This window comes from Streptomyces sp. NPDC058291 (assembly GCF_042880855.1).
Lineage (GTDB): Bacteria > Actinomycetota > Actinomycetes > Streptomycetales > Streptomycetaceae > Streptomyces.
The window spans coordinates 101,360-118,435 of record NZ_JBHVYK010000014.1; the positions used below are offsets into that span (position 1 = coordinate 101,360).

The 17,076-nt window shown below is 73.2% G+C and carries 12 protein-coding genes; 4 read left to right on the top strand and 8 right to left on the bottom strand.

Annotated elements, in window-relative coordinates:
- Window positions 1-3: 3 nt before the first annotated feature.
- From ACFVYK_RS10095 to ACFVYK_RS10115, 5 genes are all read right to left on the bottom strand, one after another.
- On the bottom strand, window positions 4-1,602 hold the full coding sequence (locus tag ACFVYK_RS10095) for an acyl-CoA carboxylase subunit beta (protein WP_389770968.1): 1,599 nt from the start codon (window positions 1,600-1,602) through the stop codon (window positions 4-6).
- Window positions 1,599-3,305 carry an acyclic terpene utilization AtuA family protein gene (locus tag ACFVYK_RS10100; RefSeq protein ID WP_389770971.1) on the bottom strand — a complete coding sequence of 569 codons (1,707 nt, stop codon included), beginning with the start codon at window positions 3,303-3,305 and terminating at the stop codon, window positions 1,599-1,601. The genes ACFVYK_RS10095 and ACFVYK_RS10100 overlap by 4 nt, the downstream gene beginning before the upstream one ends.
- Window positions 3,302-4,096, bottom strand: a complete 795-nt coding sequence (locus ACFVYK_RS10105; RefSeq protein WP_389770974.1) for a TIGR03084 family metal-binding protein — start codon at window positions 4,094-4,096, stop codon at window positions 3,302-3,304. Before ACFVYK_RS10105 ends, ACFVYK_RS10100 begins: the two co-directional genes overlap by 4 nt.
- Window positions 4,097-4,685: 589 nt before the next feature.
- Entirely contained in the window at window positions 4,686-5,645 is a 960-nt protein-coding gene (locus ACFVYK_RS10110) for a DMT family transporter (protein ID WP_389770976.1), read from the bottom strand.
- 115 nt (window positions 5,646-5,760) lie between these two features.
- Window positions 5,761-8,664, bottom strand: a complete 2,904-nt coding sequence (locus tag ACFVYK_RS10115; RefSeq protein WP_389770979.1) for an FAD-binding and (Fe-S)-binding domain-containing protein — start codon at window positions 8,662-8,664, stop codon at window positions 5,761-5,763.
- 153 nt (window positions 8,665-8,817) lie between these two features.
- On the opposite strand from ACFVYK_RS10115, the gene serC reads away from it, so the two are divergent.
- The gene (gene serC, locus ACFVYK_RS10120) at window positions 8,818-9,936 is read left to right on the top strand and encodes a phosphoserine transaminase (protein ID WP_389770981.1); all 1,119 of its coding nucleotides are present in this window, start codon (window positions 8,818-8,820) and stop codon (window positions 9,934-9,936) included.
- A gap of 104 nt (window positions 9,937-10,040) precedes the next feature.
- On the opposite strand, the gene ACFVYK_RS10125 is transcribed toward serC, so the two are convergent.
- From ACFVYK_RS10125 to ACFVYK_RS10135, 3 genes are all read right to left on the bottom strand, one after another.
- Window positions 10,041-11,639 carry an alpha/beta hydrolase gene (locus ACFVYK_RS10125; protein ID WP_389770984.1) on the bottom strand — a complete coding sequence of 533 codons (1,599 nt, stop codon included), beginning with the start codon at window positions 11,637-11,639 and terminating at the stop codon, window positions 10,041-10,043.
- Window positions 11,640-11,814: 175 nt separating this feature from the next.
- Window positions 11,815-13,341 carry a cellulase family glycosylhydrolase gene (locus ACFVYK_RS10130; protein WP_389770987.1) on the bottom strand — a complete coding sequence of 509 codons (1,527 nt, stop codon included), beginning with the start codon at window positions 13,339-13,341 and terminating at the stop codon, window positions 11,815-11,817.
- A gap of 171 nt (window positions 13,342-13,512) precedes the next feature.
- Entirely contained in the window at window positions 13,513-14,544 is a 1,032-nt protein-coding gene (locus ACFVYK_RS10135) for a WD40 repeat domain-containing protein (protein WP_389770990.1), read from the bottom strand.
- A gap of 101 nt (window positions 14,545-14,645) precedes the next feature.
- Here ACFVYK_RS10135 and ACFVYK_RS10140 point away from each other — a divergent pair, with 101 nt between their 5' ends.
- The 3 genes from ACFVYK_RS10140 (at window position 14,646) to ACFVYK_RS10150 (ending at window position 16,861) form a co-directional block, all read left to right on the top strand.
- Window positions 14,646-15,320 carry a GDSL-type esterase/lipase family protein gene (locus ACFVYK_RS10140; protein ID WP_389770991.1) on the top strand — a complete coding sequence of 225 codons (675 nt, stop codon included), beginning with the start codon at window positions 14,646-14,648 and terminating at the stop codon, window positions 15,318-15,320.
- Window positions 15,321-15,458: 138 nt separating this feature from the next.
- Entirely contained in the window at window positions 15,459-15,665 is a 207-nt protein-coding gene (locus tag ACFVYK_RS10145) for a hypothetical protein (protein WP_389770993.1), read from the top strand.
- 203 nt (window positions 15,666-15,868) lie between these two features.
- Window positions 15,869-16,861, top strand: a complete 993-nt coding sequence (locus tag ACFVYK_RS10150) for an aldo/keto reductase (protein ID WP_389770996.1) — start codon at window positions 15,869-15,871, stop codon at window positions 16,859-16,861.
- Window positions 16,862-17,076: the final 215 nt, after the last annotated feature.

The window sequence follows — 17,076 nt, forward strand, 5'->3', positions numbered from 1 at the left end:
GCCTCACATCCGGAAGACGCCGAAGCCGCCGCGGGCGCCCTCGTACGGAGCGGTGTGGACGGCCGACAGGCACAGGCCGAGCACGGTGCGGGTGTCGCGCGGGTCGATCACGCCGTCGTCGTAGAGCCGTCCCGAGAGGAACATCGGCAGCGACTCGGACTCGATCTGCTGTTCCACCATCGCGCGCAGGGCGGCGTCGGCGTCCTCGTCGTAGGGCAGGCCCTTCGCGGTCGCCGCCTGACGGGCGACGATGGACAGGACCCCGGCGAGCTGCTGCGGTCCCATCACGGCCGACTTGGCGCTCGGCCAGGCGAAGAGGAACCGGGGGTCGTAGGCCCGCCCGCACATGCCGTAGTGGCCGGCGCCGTACGACGCGCCCATGAGGACGGACAGGTGCGGGACCCTCGAGTTGGACACCGCGTTGATCATCATCGCGCCGTGCTTGATGATGCCGCCCTGCTCGTACTCCCGGCCGACCATGTAGCCGGTGGTGTTGTGCAGGAACAGGAGCGGGATGTCGCGCTGGTTGGCGAGCTGGATGAACTGCGCGGCCTTCTGGGACTCCGCGCTGAAGAGCACGCCCTGGGCGTTGGCCAGGATCCCGACCGGGTAGCCGTGCAGGGCGGCCCAGCCGGTGACGAGGCTCGTCCCGTACAAGGGCTTGAACTCGTCGAAGTCGGAGGCGTCCACGATCCGGGCGATCACCTCGCGCGGGTCGAAGGGGGTGCGCAGGTCCGCGGGGACGATGCCCAGGAGCTCCTCCTCGTCGTACTGGGGAGGGACGGCCGGGCCGGGATCCGGATACGCCTTGCGGTGGTTCAGGCGGGCCACGACGCGCCGCGCCTGGCGCAGCGCGTCCCGTTCGTCGACGGCGAGGTAGTCGGCGAGGCCCGACACGCGCGCGTGCATCTCCGCGCCGCCCAGCGACTCGTCGTCGCTCTCCTCGCCGGTGGCCATCTTCACCAGGGGCGGCCCGCCGAGGAAGACCTTCGCCCGCTCTTTGACCATGATCACGTGGTCGGACATGCCGGGGATGTAGGCGCCTCCCGCGGTCGAGTTGCCGAAGACCACGGCGACGGTCGGGACGCCCGCGGCGGATAGCCGGGTCAGGTCGCGGAAGACGCCCCCGCCGGGGATGAAGATCTCCTTCTGCGAGGGCAGGTCGGCCCCGCCGGACTCCACCAGGCTGACGCAGGGCAGCCGGTTGGCCAGGGCGATGTCGTCGGCGCGCAGGGCCTTCCTCAGCGACCAGGGGTTGCTGGCGCCCCCGCGCACGGTCGGGTCGTTCGCCGTGATCAGGCACTCGACGCCCTCGACGACGCCGATGCCGGTGACGAGGGACGCGCCGACCGTGTGGTCGCTGCCCCAGGCGGCCAGCGGCGACAGTTCGAGGAACGGCGTGTCGGGGTCGAGGAGCAGCTCGATGCGCTCACGGGCGAGGAGCTTGCCGCGGGCGCGGTGCCGGGCGACGTACTTCTCCCCGCCCCCCGCCAGCGCCTTGGCGTGCTCGGCGTCGAGGTCGGCCAGCTTGGCGAGCATGGCCTCGCGGTGGGCGCGGTAGTCGGGGCCGTGGATGTCCAGGGCGGAAGAGATGACCGTCACAGCAGGGCCTCCGGGATGTCCAGGCAGCGGGAGCGCAGCCATTCGCCGAGCGCCTTGGCCTGCGGGTCGAAGCGGTGCTGGGCGGCGACGCCGGCGCCGAGGAGGCCCTCGACGACGAAGTTCAGGGCGCGCAGGCCGGGCAGGGCGTGTCGGGTGACGGTCAGGGGCCGGCTCTCCGGGAGCAGCTCGCGGAACCGGTCGACGGTCAGTTCGTGGGCGAGCCAGCGCCAGGCCTCGTCCGTGCGCGCCCACACCCCCACGTTGGCGTCGGAGCCCTTGTCGCCGCTGCGGGCGCCGGCGACGAGCCCGAGGGGTGCGCGGCGCACGGGGCCCGCGGGCGGCGGCTCGGGCAGGGCGGGTTCCGCCACCGGTTCGAGGACGCGGGTCCCGGCGGCCGACGGAGCGGGCACGGACAGCCTGCGCCCGTCGGGGAGGACCGCGACGTGCTCGACGTCGTCCTGGGGGACGTACGCGGCCTCGAACACCCCGTAGGCGGCGCCCTTCCCGGGCGGGGCGAGCACATGGAAGCCGGGGTAGCTCGCCAGCGCCAGCTCCACCGCGGCTCCGCTCAACGCCCGTCCCACGACGGCCTGTTCCGGGTCCCGGACGACGAGCCGCAGCAGGGCGCTCGCCGTCTCCTCGGTGTCCGCGTCCGGCCGGTCGGTGCGCACCAGCTCCCAACGCACGTCCTGTGGAGGCGATGTGGCGAGCGCGTCCGCCATCTGCTCCCGCACCAGCGCGGCCTTGGCCTCGATGTCCAGACCGGTGAGGACGAAGACGACCTCGTTGCGGAACCCCCCCAGGCGGGTCCGGCCGACCTTGAGGGCCGGGGGCGGGGCCTCACCGCGCACGCCGTGGATGCGCACCCGGTCGGGGCCGTCCTGGGCGAGTCGCACGGTGTCCAGGCGGGCGGTGACGTCGGGTCCGGCGTACCGGGCGCCGGCGGTCTCGTACAGGAGCTGGGCGGTCACCGTGCCGACGTCGACGAAGCCGCCCGTGCCGGGGTGCTTGGTGATGACGCAGCTGCCGTCCTCGTGGATCTCGGCGAGGGGGAAGCCGGGCCGGCGCAGATCGCGGCCGGCCCCGCCGCCGGGCCGGCCGTCGGCGAAGAAGGCGTAGTTGCCGCCGGTGGCCTGCGTGCCGCACTCCAGGACGTGACCGGCGACGACGGCGCCCGCGAGCCGGTCGTACTGCGTCGGCCGCCAGCCGAAGCGGGCGACGGCCGGACCGGTCACGAGGGCCGCGTCGGTGACCCGCCCGGTGACGACGACGTCGGCGCCCTCGCGCAGACACGCGGCGATGCCGAAGCCGCCGAGGTAGGCGTGCGCGGTGAGGCTGTCGGGGTACCGGGGGCCCAGGTCGTCGCCCTCGACATGCGCGACGCGCACGGGTATGCCGAGCTGTTCCGCCAACTGCCTCACGGCGTCGGCGAGTCCGGCGGGGTTGAGTCCGCCGGCGTTGGTGACGATCCGCACGCCCCGCTCGTGGGCGAGGCCGAGCGACTCCTCCAGCTGGCGCAGGAACGTGCGGGCGTACCCGGCGGCGGGGTCCTTCAGCCGGTCGCGCCCGAGGATGAGCATGGTGAGCTCGGCGAGGTAGTCGCCGGTGAGGACGTCGAGTTCGCCGCCGGCGAGCATCTCGCGCAGGGCGTCGAAGCGGTCGCCGTAGAAGCCGGACGCGTTGCCGATCCGCAGGACCGTCACCGGGCGGCCCCCTTCGGCGGACGGCCGCTGCCGGGCGGGCCGGCGAAGGCCTGGGCGACGTCCAGCCAGCGGTCGGCGTCGGGCCCCTCGGCGCGCAGGGCGAGGTCGGCGCGGTGGGCGCGCTGGGTGACCAGCAGGCAGAAGTCGAGGGCCGGGCCGGTGACGCGGTCCGTGGCGTCCTCGGGGCCGTGGATCCACGACTCGCCCGAGGGGCCGCGCAGTTCCACGCGGAACTCCTCGAACGGGACGGGCAGTCCGTGCACGCCGAAGGCGAAGTCACGGGTGCGCACACCGAGGCGGACGATGTGCCGCAGCCGGTCGGTGGGCACGGGGGCCGCGCCCAGCGCGTCCGCCACGTCCAGCCCGTGGGCCCAGGTCTCCATGAGCCGGGCGGTGGCCATCGAGGCGGCCGCCATGGGCGGCCCGTACCAGGGGAACCGTGCGCCTGCCGGGGCTGCCCGCAGGGCCTCGTCCAGGGCCCGGCGTCCGGCCCGCCAGTCGGCGAGCAGCTGGGCGGGCGGCTTCGCCGCGCCCTCCTCGGCGCCGTTGTCGACGAAGTCCCCGGGCGCGGCCAGCGCCTTCTCCACCTCACGGGCGAAGGCGTCCGGGTCGGTCACGGCCAGCACGGAGGAGTGGTCGGTCCAGGCGAGGTGCGCGATCTGGTGGGCGACGGTCCAGCCGGGGGCGGGGGTGGGGCGCGTCCATTGCTGCGCATCCAACTCGGCTACCAGCCGGTCGAGTTGGTCGCTTTCGGCGCGGAGGTCGTCGAGCACGGGGGTCGCATCGGCCATGGGCTGGAGCATGGCAGCGGACGGAGAAACAATCAAGCATGCTTGCATGAATCAGGCCGTGACCGTGCGCGGCGGGGGCGTGACGGGAGACGGCCGGGCGGCGACGGCGCGGGAAGGGAGACGCCACCGCACGGGAACGGCGGCGACGGCGCGAGAAGGGCGACGACCGTGCGCGGCCACACCAGGGCCGAAGCGGCCTGGCGGCGATGGCGCAGGGAAGGCGGCGACCGTGCGCGGCCACACCGGGGCCGAAGCGGCCGAGAGGCGACGGCGCGAGAAAGGCGGCGACCGTGCGCGGCCACACCAGGGCCGAAGCGGCCGGACGGCGATGGCGCAGGGAAGGCGACGACCGTGCGCGTGCCGCCATGGCGGCACTCGGCCGGGAAGGACGGCCTCGGCGCGGGGAGGCGGTGACGGGCGGGAAGCGCGGTGACGGCAGGGAGGGCGGCGACGGCAGGGAGGGGGGTGACGACAGGAAGCGCGGCGACGGCAGAAAGCGCGGGGACGACAGGAAGCGCGGTGACGGCAGGGAGGGCGGCGGCTCGCGCAGGGGCTTCGTGCGGTCCGCCGCGATAGCCCCGCGTGCCGCTCAGGCCTCGGGGACCGCCGTCTTCGCCCGCCCCACCTGCGTGCGCACCGCGCCCATGCTGGCCCCGACGACCAGGGCGATCGCGGCCGCCTGGACGGCCGTCATGGCCTGGTCGAGGATGAGGAAGCCCGCCGTGGCGGCGATGGCCGGCTCCAGGCTCATCAGGACCGCGAAGGTGGAGGAGGGCAGGCGGCGCAGCGCGAGGAGTTCGAGGGTGTACGGGAGGACGGAGGAGAGCAGGGCGATCGCCGCACCCAGGCCCAGCGTCACCGGGTCTGCCAGTTTCGTGCCCGCCTCGGCGAGCCCCAGCGGGAGGAACAGCAGCGCGCCCACCGCCATCGCCAGGGCCAGACCGTCCGCCTTCGGGAAACGACGGCCCGTGCGGGCGCTGAACACGATGTAGGCCGCCCACATCACCCCCGCCCCCAGCGCGAACGCCACGCCCGCCAGGTCGAGGTCGCCGCCGAACCCGCCGCCGTCCCCGCCGTGTCCGCCGCCGCCGCTGAGCAGGAAGACGCCGATGAGAGCCAGTCCGGCCCACACCAGGTTCAGCGCCCGGCGCGAGACGACGACCGACAGGGTGAGCGGCCCGAGGACCTCCAGCGTCACCGCCGCACCCAGCGGGATGCGGTCCAGCGCCTGGTAGAAGAGGCCGTTCATCGCGGCCAGCGTGACGCCGAAGACGACGACGGTGCCCCAGTCCGTACGGGAGTGGCCGCGCAGCCGGGGCCGGCAGAACACCAGCAGGACCACCGCCGCGACCAGCAGCCGCAGCGCCACCACGCCCAGCGCGCCCGCCCTCGGCATCAACGTCACCGCCAGCGCGCCGCCGAACTGCACCGAGACGCCGCCCGCGAACACGAGGCCGACGGGACCGAGGGCGCCCAGGCGGCCGGGAGGGTCCCCCGCGGTGCCGCCGGGGGCGAGCTGGGACGGGGCGGCGGCGTCGGGGGCAGTCACGGGCGGTCCTGGGGCTCGGCACGGGTGCGTACATCAAGCTGCACTGTCGAGTCCAGAGTAATGGACTGGGTCAGGGGTGTGAACCGGTTATGCCGCTGTCTCGGGTTGTGAGACGTCACGTCCCTGAGGCATGCGAGCCGTCCGGGAGCCCCGCCGCCAGCACCTCCGCGAGATGCCGGCCCCGCACCCCCGCCAGCTGTTCCAGCTGCGTCCGGCAGGAGAACCCGTCCGCCAGGACGACCGAGCCCTGCGGGGCGTCCCGCACGGCCGGCAGCAGCCGCTCCTCCGCGCAGGCCGCCGACACCTCGAAGTGGCCCCGGGCGAAGCCGAAGTCGCCGGCGAGACCGCAGCACCCGCCGCTCAGTTCGCCGGTGAGCCCCGCGGCCGCGCGCAGCCGCCGCTCGGCCGCGTCGCCCAGGACCGCGTGCTGATGGCAGTGGGTCTGCCCGACCACAGGACGCTCCAGACGGGGCGGCGCCCAGCCGGGGGCGTGCCGCTCCAGCGCCTCCGCGAAGGTGAGGACGCGTGCGGCGAGGCGACCCGCGCGCGGATCGTCGTGCAGCAGCGCGGGCAGGTCGGTGCGCAGGGCGGCCGCGCAGCTCGGCTCCAGGACGACGACCGGGGCGGCCGTCTCCAGCACCGGCTCCATCAGGTCGAGCGTGCGGCGCAGCACCGCCCGCGCGCGGTCGAGCTGGCCGGTGGAGACATAGGTGAGTCCGCAGCAGACCCGGCCCCGGCGGGCGGTCAGCAGCGCGGCCGGGTTCCTCGACCGGCCGTCGCCCACCGGCCGTCCGCGCATCCGCAGGGCCGGCGGCAGCGCCACCCGCAGCCCCGCCGCCTCCAGCACCCGCACGGCCGCCCGGCCCACGGACGGCGAGAGGTGCTCGGTGAAGGTGTCCGGCCACAGCACCACCAGCTCACCGCCGCGTCCCGGCCCGGCGGCGGGGCCCCGCGCGCGCCACCAGCCGGTGAACGTCCGCCGTGCCAGTCGCGGGACGTCCCGTTCCGCCGCGATCCCGCCCAGCCGCTTGACGAGTCCGGCCGACGGGCCGACCGAGGCGAACGCGTTGATCAGGGCGGCCGCCCGCAACCGGCTCACCCAGCGCAGCCACACCGGCAGCAGACCCATGCTGTAGTGCGCGGCCGGACGCCTGCGCCCCTCGTAGTGGTGGTGCAGGAACTCCGCCTTGTAGGTGGCCATGTCGACCCCGACCGGGCAGTCGGAGCGGCAGCCCTTGCAGGACAGGCACAGGTCGAGGGCGTCCAGGACCTCCGTGGAGCGCCAGCCGCCGGTCACCGGGTCGCCGGCGAGCATCTCGTGCAGCAGCCGGGCCCGCCCGCGCGTGGAGTGCTCCTCCCGGCCCGTGACACGGAACGACGGGCACATCACCTCCGCTCCGGACGCCGCCCCCGGCGGGGGCGCCGTCCGGCACTTGGCGACGCCCACGCACCGGCGCACCGCCGCCGAGAAGTCCCCGCCGTCGGCGGGGTAGCCGAACTCCACGTCGACCGGCAGCCGCGGGAGCACGGCGAAGCGCAGGTTGCCGTCGAGGGGCGCGGGCCGCACCAGCATCCCCGGGTTGAGCAGGTCGTCCGGGTCCCAGACCGCCTTGGCCCGCTCGAACAGCGCGACCATGGCCCGCCCGTACATCCTCGGCAGCAGCTCGGCCCGCGCCTGCCCGTCGCCGTGCTCCCCCGAGAGGGAGCCGCCGTGGGCCACGACCAGTGCGGCCAGCTCCTCGGAGAACCGGCGGAAGCGGGCGATCCCCGCCTCCGTCAGCAGGTCGAAGTCGATGCGGACGTGGATGCAGCCGTCCCCGAAGTGCCCGTACGGCGTGCCGCGCAGGCCATGGCCGGCGAGCAGGCCCCGGAAGTCGCGAAGATACGCGCCGAGCCGGGCCGGCGGCACCGCGCAGTCCTCCCAGCCGGGCCAGGCCTCGGCGCCGTCCCGCGTCCGGGTGGCCGTCCCGCTCGCGTCCTCGCGGATCCGCCACAGCGCTCGCTGCCCGGCGGGGTCCTCCACGATCCGCGCGTCCAGGACGTCCGCCGCGCGCACGATCGTGCGGGCACGCGCGTGTGCCTCGCTCCGCGAGTCGCCGCCCGTCTCCACGAACAGCCAGGCGCCGCCCCGCGGCAGCCCGGCCGCCGCGCCCGACGGCACCAGGTCGGCCGCCATGCCCTCCACCGTCAGCGGCCCGAACGGCAGCAGACCGGCCGCCGCGTCGGCGGCGGCCCCCTCGTCCGCGTAGCCGAGCACCGCGAGGGCACGCGCGCGGGGCGCCTCGACGAGCCGGACGACGGCCTCCGTGAGCACGCCCAGGGTGCCTTCGCTGCCGCAGAGGGAGCGGGCGACGTCCGCGCCGTTCTCCGGCAGCAGCGCGTCCAGCGCGTACCCCGAGATACGGCGGGGCAGTTCGGGAAAGCCGGTCCGCAGCCGGGCCAGCTCCCCGTCCACCAGGGCGCGCAGCCCGTCCGGCGCCCCCGACCACCCCGGCCCGGTCCGCAGCCGTCGGCCGCGCGCGGTGACGACGCGCAGCTCGCGCACGTTGTCGGCCGTCGTGCCCCAGGCCACCGAGTGCGAGCCGCAGGCGTTGTTGCCGATCATCCCGCCGAGCGTGCACCGGCTGTGGGTGGAGGGGTCGGGCCCGAAGCGCAGCCCGTGCGGGGCGGCGGCCTCCTGGAGCCGGTCGAGCACCAGCCCCGGCTGCACGACGGCCGTCCGCGCGTCCGGGTCGAGCCGGACCAGCCGGTTCATGTGCCGGGTGAAGTCGAGCACGACGCCGGTCCCGGTGGCCTGTCCCGCGATCGACGTCCCGCCGCCGCGCGCGACGACCGGCGTCCGGTGCTCCCGGCACACCTCCAGGACGGCGGCCACGTCGTCCTCGTCCCGGGGCGCGACGACGCCGAGCGGGACCCGGCGGTAGTTGGACGCGTCCATCGTGGTGAGCGCGCGGGAGGTCACGTCGAACGCGACCTCGCCCCGGACGACCTTGCGCAGAGCGGCTTCGAGATCCGTCATGGCTTCAGCAAACCAGCATGCGTCCGCGCCCACAGCCCGTCGGCCGGGCCCCCCGGGACGACGACGGGACGACGCCGGGAGCGCGCCCCGGACCCGTCTCACCCGACGGACGAGGTTTCACCCAGGTTTCCCGCACCGGCTAACCTCGCTTCCGTGGCTGAGATCCGGATTCCTGCTGACATCAAGCCCGCCGACGGTCGATTCGGCGCGGGCCCCTCCAAGGTGCGGGTGGAGGCGCTGGACGCCCTGGCCGCCACCGGCACGTCCCTGCTCGGCACCTCCCACCGCCAGGCCCCGGTGAAGAACCTGGTCGGCAAGGTGCGCGAGGGCGTCTCCGAGCTGTTCTCGCTCCCCGAGGGCTACGAGGTCGTCCTCGGCAACGGCGGCTCCACCGCGTTCTGGGACATCGCGACCCACGGCCTGATCGAGAACAGGTCGCAGCACCTCGCGTTCGGCGAGTTCAGCTCGAAGTTCGCCAAGGCCGCCAAGCTCGCCCCCTGGCTGGCCGATCCCACGGTGATCTCCTCCGATCCCGGCACGCACCCCGAGCCGGCGGCCGAGGCGGGCGTCGACGTGTACGCGTTCACCCACAACGAGACCTCCACCGGTGTCGCCGCCCCGCTCAAGCGGGTGCAGGGCGCCGACGAGGGCGCGCTGGTCCTGGTCGACGCGACCTCCGGCGCCGGCGGCCTCCCGGTCGACATCGCCGAGACGGACGTCTACTACTTCGCCCCGCAGAAGTCCTTCGCCTCCGACGGCGGCCTGTGGATCGGCGTCTTCTCCCCGGCCGCGATCGAGCGCGCCGAGCGGATCCACGCGTCCGGCCGGCACATCCCGGAGTTCTTCAGCCTGCCGACGGCGATCGACAACTCCCGCAAGAACCAGACGTACAACACCCCGGCCCTCGCCACCCTGTTCCTGCTGAACGAGCAGCTGGAGTGGATCAACGGCCAGGGCGGCCTGGACTGGTCGGTGCGGCGCACCGCCACCTCGGCGCGCACGCTCTACGGGTGGGCCGAGGACGTCAAGTACGCGAACCCCTTCGTCGCCGACCCGGCCAAGCGCTCCCAGGTCATCGGCACGATCGACTTCACCGACGACGTGGACGCGGCCGCCGTCGCCAAGGTGCTGCGCGCCAACGGCGTCGTGGACACCGAGCCCTACCGCAAGCTCGGCCGCAACCAGCTGCGCGTCGCGATGTTCCCGGCGATCGACCCGGCGGACGTCGAGGCGCTCACTAAGTGCGTCGACTACGTGATCGACAAGCTCTGACCGCTTCCGCGACGGTCACCTGCGTGACCATCGCCTCCGTTCGACGATGAGGGGCGCCCGGTGGTCACCGGGCACCCCTCACGTCTTCGTCCCGCGGCGGGCCGTCAGCCGCGGAAGCCGAGCATCCGGTGCAGGGCGTCGGCGGGAGCCGCGGCGGCCGGCTGCCCGGCGGCCAGGGCGGACGGCGCGGCGGCCGCCGGCTCGGGGTCGGCGGTCTTCTTGCAGACCGCGTCGGCCACGCCGCCGCCGCGCGGCACGGTGCCGTCGGTCAGGTACTTCGCCAGGTACTCGTCCAGACAGGCGTTGCCGCTCAGCGTGATGCCGTGGTTGCCGCCGCCCTGCTCGACCACCAGGCTGGAGTGCTTGAGCAGGCGGTGGACGGCGACGCCGCCCTGGTAGGGGGTGGCCGCGTCGTTCGTCGCCTGGAACAGCAGCACCGGCGGCAGCTTGCTGTTGGCGACGTTCACCGGCTTCATCGCCTTGGTGGGCCAGAACGCGCAGGGCGCGTTGTACCAGGCGTTGTTCCAGGCCATGAGCGGGGCCTTCTTGTACACGGCCCAGTTGTCCTTGCGCCACTGGTTCCAGTCGCGCGGCCAGGACACGTCACGGCACTGCACGGCGGTGTAGACGCTGTAGCCGTTGTCGCCGGAGGCGTCGACGGCCGCCATGCCCTCGTACGCCTTGACGAGCGGGGTGGCGTTCTTGTCGTTCACGTAGGCGGCGAACGCCTCGGCGAGGGAGGGCCAGTAGCCGTTGTAGTAGCCGCCGGGGATGAAGGTGTCCTCGAGCTCGGAGGCGCCCACCTTTCCGCCGGCCGGCTTCTTGGCGAGTTCGGCCCGCATGGCGTACCACTTGGCCTCGATCCTGGCCGGGTCCGTCCCGAGCTTGTACGTGCCGTCGTACTTGGCGATCCACGCCATGAGCGCCTTGTGACGGGCGTCGAAGGCGTAGTCCTGCGAGATGTTGGCGTCGTACCAGACTCCGCCGGGGTCGACGATCGAGTCCAGCACCAGGCGGCGCACCCGGGTCGGGAAGAGCTTGGCGTAGACCTGGCCCAGGTAGGTGCCGTACGAGTAGCCGAAGTAGTTGATCTTCTGGGCGCCGAGCGCCTTGCGGATCGCGTCCATGTCCTTCACGGCGTTGACCGTGTTGATGTGCGGCAGGATGTCCGCGTACTTCGTGCCGCAGGCCTTGGCGAAGGACTTGACGCGCGCGAGGTCGGCCTTCTCGATCGCGGCCGTGCGGGGCACGGAGTCCGGACGGACCGGGTTGAAGTAGCCCGGCTTGCAGTCCAGGGCGGGCTTGCTCTCGCCCACGCCTCGCGGGTCGAAGCCGATGATGTCGTACTGGGACGCGACCGCCTGGGGCAGCGAGGACGCGACGAACCCGGCGAGGGACAGACCGCTGCCGCCGGGGCCACCGGGGTTGACCAGCAGCGGGCCCTGGAACGTGCGCGCGGTGTGCGGGACCCGGGACAGGGCCAGCGTTATCTTCCGGCCCTGCGGCCTGGCGTAGTCGAGCGGCACCTTGACCGTCGCGCACTGCAGGGTCGGCGAGTCCTCCGTGGCGCACTTCTTCCAGGTGACCTTCGGCGCCTGGGCGGCCTGCGCGGACGGCGACGTCGTGGCCTCGGCCGGGGCGGCCGTGAGTGTTCCGGCCAGTACGACGGTCGCGCCGCACAGCACGGCTGTGCTTCTTCTCATGAAGTTCCTTCACACCATGGGGGGTTCTGCGGGACCGCAAGGTTCGCGACCCTGGCGGGATCCTTCCGGAGAAGTACGGCCTCAAGAACCTCTTCGACCGAAAATTTGGAACTCGTTTGCGTCACGGGCGACTTCCGACCGGTGCCCGATGAACGGTTCACCGGGCACCCCGCTCTCACGTCGCGGTGCAGCTCAGGCCGGGCGCCGTCCCTCCCCCGGGCGCGCCGCCGAAGCCGAAGCTCGTCGAGCCGCCGGCCGGGACCGCTCCGTTGTGCGCGGCGTTCACCGCGGTCACGGTGGCCCCGCTCTGCGTGTACGAGGCGTTCCACATGTTCGTGATCTGCTGCGAGCCGCTCCAGGTCCAGCTCACCTTCCACGAACCGAGCGCGCTGGTGCCGGTGTTGGTCACCTTCACCTCGGCGTTGAAGCCGCCGCCCCAGTCGCTGCCGACGGTGTAGGAGGCGGTGCAGGCGGCCGTGCCACCGCCGCCGCCCCCTCCGCCCCCTCCGCCGCCTCCGCCGCTCGGGAAGCCCGGCGCCTTGACGCTCGCCAGGTACCCGTCCTTGACGGTGTCGACGGTCTGCCAGTCGTCCTTCAGGATTCCGCCGGTGTCACCGGAGTTGGGGTTCCAGGACCAGAAGGTCCAGTGGAAGGAGTCCGCGCCGTACGTGGACGTCGGCCGCAGATAGCTCACCAGCGCCGCCAGCCACTTCTGGTCCACCGTGGACTGCAGGGTCGTGCCGAACTCGCCCACCCAGACGGGGGCGATGTTCTGCTTGAAGATGTATCCCCAGTACTTGTCCCAGATCCCCGGCATGTTGGCGGGGAACGCCGGGTCGCTGAACCAGCTCTGCTGGGCGACGCTGGTGGCGTAGTCGTGAGCCGAGTACACCACCCGGTTCGCCACGCTCAACTGCACCGGGTACTGGCCGACGCCCATCAGGTTGCCGCCCCACCAGCCGGAGACGCCGTTGAAGGTCTGCACGCCCTCGACGAAGACCAGCAGGCTCGGGTTGACGGACAGGACCGCGTTGCCGGCCCGCTGTGCGGCCAGCCGCCAGTCCGTCGCCGGGTCCCCGCAGCCCCAGCAGGCGGGATCGTGCGGCTCGTTGTGGAGGTCGATGCCGACGACCGTGTCCTGGCCCTGGTAACGGGCCGCGAGCGCCTTGAGGTTGGCGATCCAGGTCGATTCGGGCACGGCGGCCGTGTACCAGAGCGCCGACTGTCCGCCCGAGTCCGGGCGGTGCCGGTCGAGGATGACCTTCAGGCCGTCCCGGCCGGCGTACGCGACGAGCTTGTCCAGGACCTGGAGGGAGTCGAGGCCCTGGAGGTCGGCGTTCTTGCCGCTGGAGAAGTCGATGCTGTCGGGCACGGTCCCGGGCTTGAGGACGTCGTCGCTGTAGGGGACGCGGATCGTGTTGTAACCCAGCGACTTCATCTGATCGATCATGCTCTTGTAGTCGCGCGACCAGAGGCCGTGCACGACGTGGTTGCCGGTCTCGAAGCCGAACCAGTTGATCCCGGCGATCCGGACCGGCTGCCCGGCGGCGTCGAGGATCTGCCGGCCGCTGGTGTGCCAGTAGCCGGCGCCGGCGTCGGCCGCGACGTCCCCGGTCGCGTGGGCCGCCTCGGCGCCGGCGCCCAGCGGTATCAGGAGCGCGGCGGCGACGGCGCACAGCACTCTTCGCAAGCTGCGGAACATCTCGCTTCCTCTCGGAGGCGCGGTCCCGGAACATATGGGAGCGCTCCCATACACCGCGCACCCCCCAGGAAACTGACACACCATGGCCACGTCAAGAAGGAGGGCCGCAGCAAGCACGCCGGCGGCGGATACGGCACGGGCGTCGGCCCCGGCCGGCGCCGCTCGGCCGCCTCAGCCGCGTCGCCGGAGCCGGCGCAGGCCGAAGAAGGCGGCGCACACCGCGACGAGGGCGAGCGCGCCGACCTTGACGCCGCCCGTCGCGGAGGACCCGCCGTCCTCGCCGGAGGCGCTGGAACTCCCGCCCCCGGAGGAGGACTTGGAGCCGGACGAGGCGCTCTCGGGCGCGTCCTCGGCCACCACGGAGCTGTGGGAGCCCTCGCTCCCGTACAGGAGCTTGCGGCCGTCGGCCGAGTAGCTGACGGACTCGCCCTGCCGTTGCAGGGGCACGTCGAGCCGCCCCTCGCGCTTGATCCTGCCGCCGTTCCAGGCGTAGGAGATGCCGCCGAAGTAGCCGCGGACGGCGAGTTGGGAGCCGTCCGGGGAGAAGGCGGCGTCGGTGGCCCACAGGTCGACGGCGGCGACGGGCCTGAAGACGTTGGCCCCGGAGGCGGAGAGCTTCGCCGGCCCCTCGTAGAGGTGCCCACCGTCCTCCTTCTTGTCGATGACGTAGACGCGCCCGGTTCTGGGGTGCACGAGGAGCGACTCCGCGTCGCGGGGGCCGTCGGAGTACTTCACGACGTACTGCGTGGCCCGCACGGTCTGGTCGACGAGCTTCTTCGGCTCGGGGAGCCGGTAGATCCACACGTATTTCCAGGTGCCGCCGAGGTTGTCGCCGATGTCGCCGACCCAGATCTCGCCGTCGGGGCCGACGGAGATCGCCTCGACGTCACGAGGCGTCCCGATCCCGGTCAGGGTGACCCGGGCGACGGTCTTCCCCGTCGCGCTGTCGACGGCGTAGAGGTAGGGGCCGTCGTCGCTGTCGTTGTGGGTCCAGTAGACGCCCGGGTGCCGCCGCGAGGCGGCGAGGCCGCTGGACTCGGTGATGCGCGGGTCCTCGATCGTGAACCCCTTGTCGCCGTCGGCCGCGGAGGCGGCGCCCGCGGCGGGCCCGGCGAGCACGGCGAAGGCTCCCGAGAGGAGGGCCCCGGGCAGCAGGACTCCGGTCACCAGGGCTCCGGCTCGGACGGCGAAAGGTCGGCGCATGCCCCCAAGCCTGCCATCCCGCCCGGCTGTTCACCTGCCCGTGGCCGGTCTCACACGCCCCCGGCGACGGTGATCCCCTCGCGATCCCTCATCATGAGCGGATGCTCAGGTTCATGCCCGTAGGCGACTCGATGACGATCGGCAGCACGGGCGACCACACCTGGCGCTACCGCCTGTGGCAGCACCTGTGCGCCGCGTACGGCGGCCCGTTCACGCTGGTCGGCCCACGCGAGACGCTCTACGACAAGGCGACGGACAGCCCCTCGTCGTACGCCTACGCCGATCCGGACTTCCCGCGCGGGCATCTGGCCGGCTGGGGCGAGGGCTGGGCGCACATGACGCCGCTGATCGGCGAGGCGGTCCGCAGCTCCCGGGCGGACGTCCTGCTGGTCTCGCTCGGCCTGATCGATCTGGGCTTCTACACGAACGCCGAGCAGACGGCGGACAACGCGCGCGCCTTCGTCGCCGAGGCCCGCGCGGCGAACCCCCGGATCGCCATGGTGTGGCTGCCGGTCATCCACAACATCCGGGCCGCGAACGACGAGCCCTTCGCCGCCCAGGTCGCCCGCTTCAACGAACTCCTGGCGAAGACCGCCGCCGACCTGGACGAACCGGCCTCCCCGATCCTCATGGCCTCGGTCCCGCCGACCTGGGACATCGACACCGACACCTACGACGGCACCCACCCCAACGCCAGCGGCGAGCACCAGCTGGCCTCGGCCTTCGCGGAGGCGATGTACCAGGGGTGGGAACTGGGTGGGGAGTACGCGCGCTGAGCGCCGCGCCCGCACCCGCTGCCGGCATATGCGCTCCGCGCCGTAACCCGGTCACCGGTCACCGGTCACCGGTCACCGTGCCTATCGTTGTACTGCGCGGCGGCACTCGAGCGAGTGCGGCCGGGCAGGAGCGCCACGATGACCGTCACTGAGGACAGGATCACCATGGCCGAGGAGAGCGTCGAGCTGTCTCTGGACGTCATGTTCGAGTGGCTCGAGAAGATGCCCGTCCCCGAGGGAACGAAGGTTGAGATCGTCGGGGGAAACATCGTAAGTACCGGTCTACGTCATCGCCGACCCTTACAAGGGCCGGCGCTACCTCTCCACCCGCCCCAAGGACGGTGACTACGTCACGCGGACGAAGATCGACTTCGGCGACGACATCGACCTCACCGGCACCGTGGTCGGCCTCACCGTCAAGACCGACGAGTTCCCCCGCGACTGACCCGTCCGCCCGGCCTCAGGACCCCTTCGCCCAGCCGGGCCGCGGCCTCGCCCGCCCGGCTCCCCTTGCATCGAGCGCACTCGAAGTCGTTGGCTTGTGCCTCATGAAGTACACGCAGCTCGGACGTACCGGACTCAAGGTCAGCCGCCTCGTCCTCGGCACCATGAACTTCGGCCCGCAGACCGACGAGAACGACAGCCACGCGATCATGGACGCGGCGCTCGGTGCGGGCATCAACTTCTTCGACACCGCGAACGTGTACGGCGGCGGCGAGAACAAGGGCCGTACCGAGGAGATCATCGGCAGCTGGTTCGCCAAGGGCGGCGGGCGGCGCGACCGGGTCGTCCTCGCCACGAAGGTGTACGGCAACATGGCCGCCGACGGCGGTGCCTGGCCCAACCACGACAAGCTCTCCGCGCTGAACATCCGGCGGGCCGTCGACGCGAGCCTGAAGCGGCTCGGCACCGACCACATCGACCTCTACCAGTTCCACCACATCGACCGCAGCACTCCCTTCGAGGAGATCTGGCAGGCCATCGACGTGCTGGTCCGGCAGGGCAAGATCCTGTACGCCGGGTCGTCCAACTTCCCCGGCTACAAGATCGCCCAGGCCAACGAGACCGCCGCCCGCCGCGGCGGCGCCATCGGCCTCGTCAGCGAGCAGTGCCTGTACAACCTGGCCGAGCGGCGCGCCGAGATGGAGGTCATCCCGGCCGCGCAGGAGTACGGGCTCGGGGTCATCCCCTGGTCGCCGCTGCACGGCGGGCTGCTCGGCGGCGTCATCAAGAAGCAGGCGGAGGGCGGCCGCCGCGCCTCCGGACGGGCCGCCGACGCCCTCGCCGACGCCAAGACCCGTACCCGGATCCAGGCCTACGAGGACCTCCTCGAAAAGCACGGCGTCGAGCCCGGCGAGGCGGCCCTGGCCTGGCTGCTCACCCGTCCCGGCGTGACCGGCCCCATCGTCGGCCCGCGCACGGCCGAGCAGCTCGACTCGGCGCTGCGCGCGGTCGAGCTGGAGCTGAGCGGGGAGCTGCTGGCGGGCCTGGACGAGGTCTTCCCCGGCCCGGGGCCGTCCCCGGAGGCCTTCGCCTGGTAGCGGCGCGCTCCGCGAGCAAGGGCCGTCCGCCTGCCCGGGCAGGAACCGTTCACCCGGACCGTCCGCCCGGGCAGGGTACGGCGGCGGGGGCGGGGCGCGGCGACGGGAGCAAGGCACGGCGGCGGGGGCGGGGCGCGGCGGCGGGAGCAGGGCGCGGCGGCGGGAGCAAGGCAGGTTGTCGGAGGCAGGGCACGGCAGCGGGAGCAGGGCGCGGC

What these genes read in the sequence shown, in the direction of transcription:
- ACFVYK_RS10105 (WP_389770974.1), bottom strand. Translation starts at nt 4,096, where the DNA reads ATGGCCGATGCGACCCCCGTGCTCGACGACCTCCGCGCCGAAAGCGAC.
- ACFVYK_RS10115 (WP_389770979.1), bottom strand. Translation starts at nt 8,664, where the DNA reads ATGACGGATCTCGAAGCCGCTCTGCGCAAGGTCGTCCGGGGCGAGGTC.
- ACFVYK_RS10125 (WP_389770984.1), bottom strand. Translation starts at nt 11,639, where the DNA reads ATGAGAAGAAGCACAGCCGTGCTGTGCGGCGCGACCGTCGTACTGGCC.
- ACFVYK_RS10130 (WP_389770987.1), bottom strand. Translation starts at nt 13,341, where the DNA reads ATGTTCCGCAGCTTGCGAAGAGTGCTGTGCGCCGTCGCCGCCGCGCTC.
- ACFVYK_RS10135 (WP_389770990.1), bottom strand. Translation starts at nt 14,544, where the DNA reads ATGCGCCGACCTTTCGCCGTCCGAGCCGGAGCCCTGGTGACCGGAGTC.
- ACFVYK_RS10140 (WP_389770991.1), top strand. Translation starts at nt 14,646, where the DNA reads ATGCTCAGGTTCATGCCCGTAGGCGACTCGATGACGATCGGCAGCACG.
- ACFVYK_RS10145 (WP_389770993.1), top strand. Translation starts at nt 15,459, where the DNA reads ATGACCGTCACTGAGGACAGGATCACCATGGCCGAGGAGAGCGTCGAG.
- ACFVYK_RS10150 (WP_389770996.1), top strand. Translation starts at nt 15,869, where the DNA reads ATGAAGTACACGCAGCTCGGACGTACCGGACTCAAGGTCAGCCGCCTC.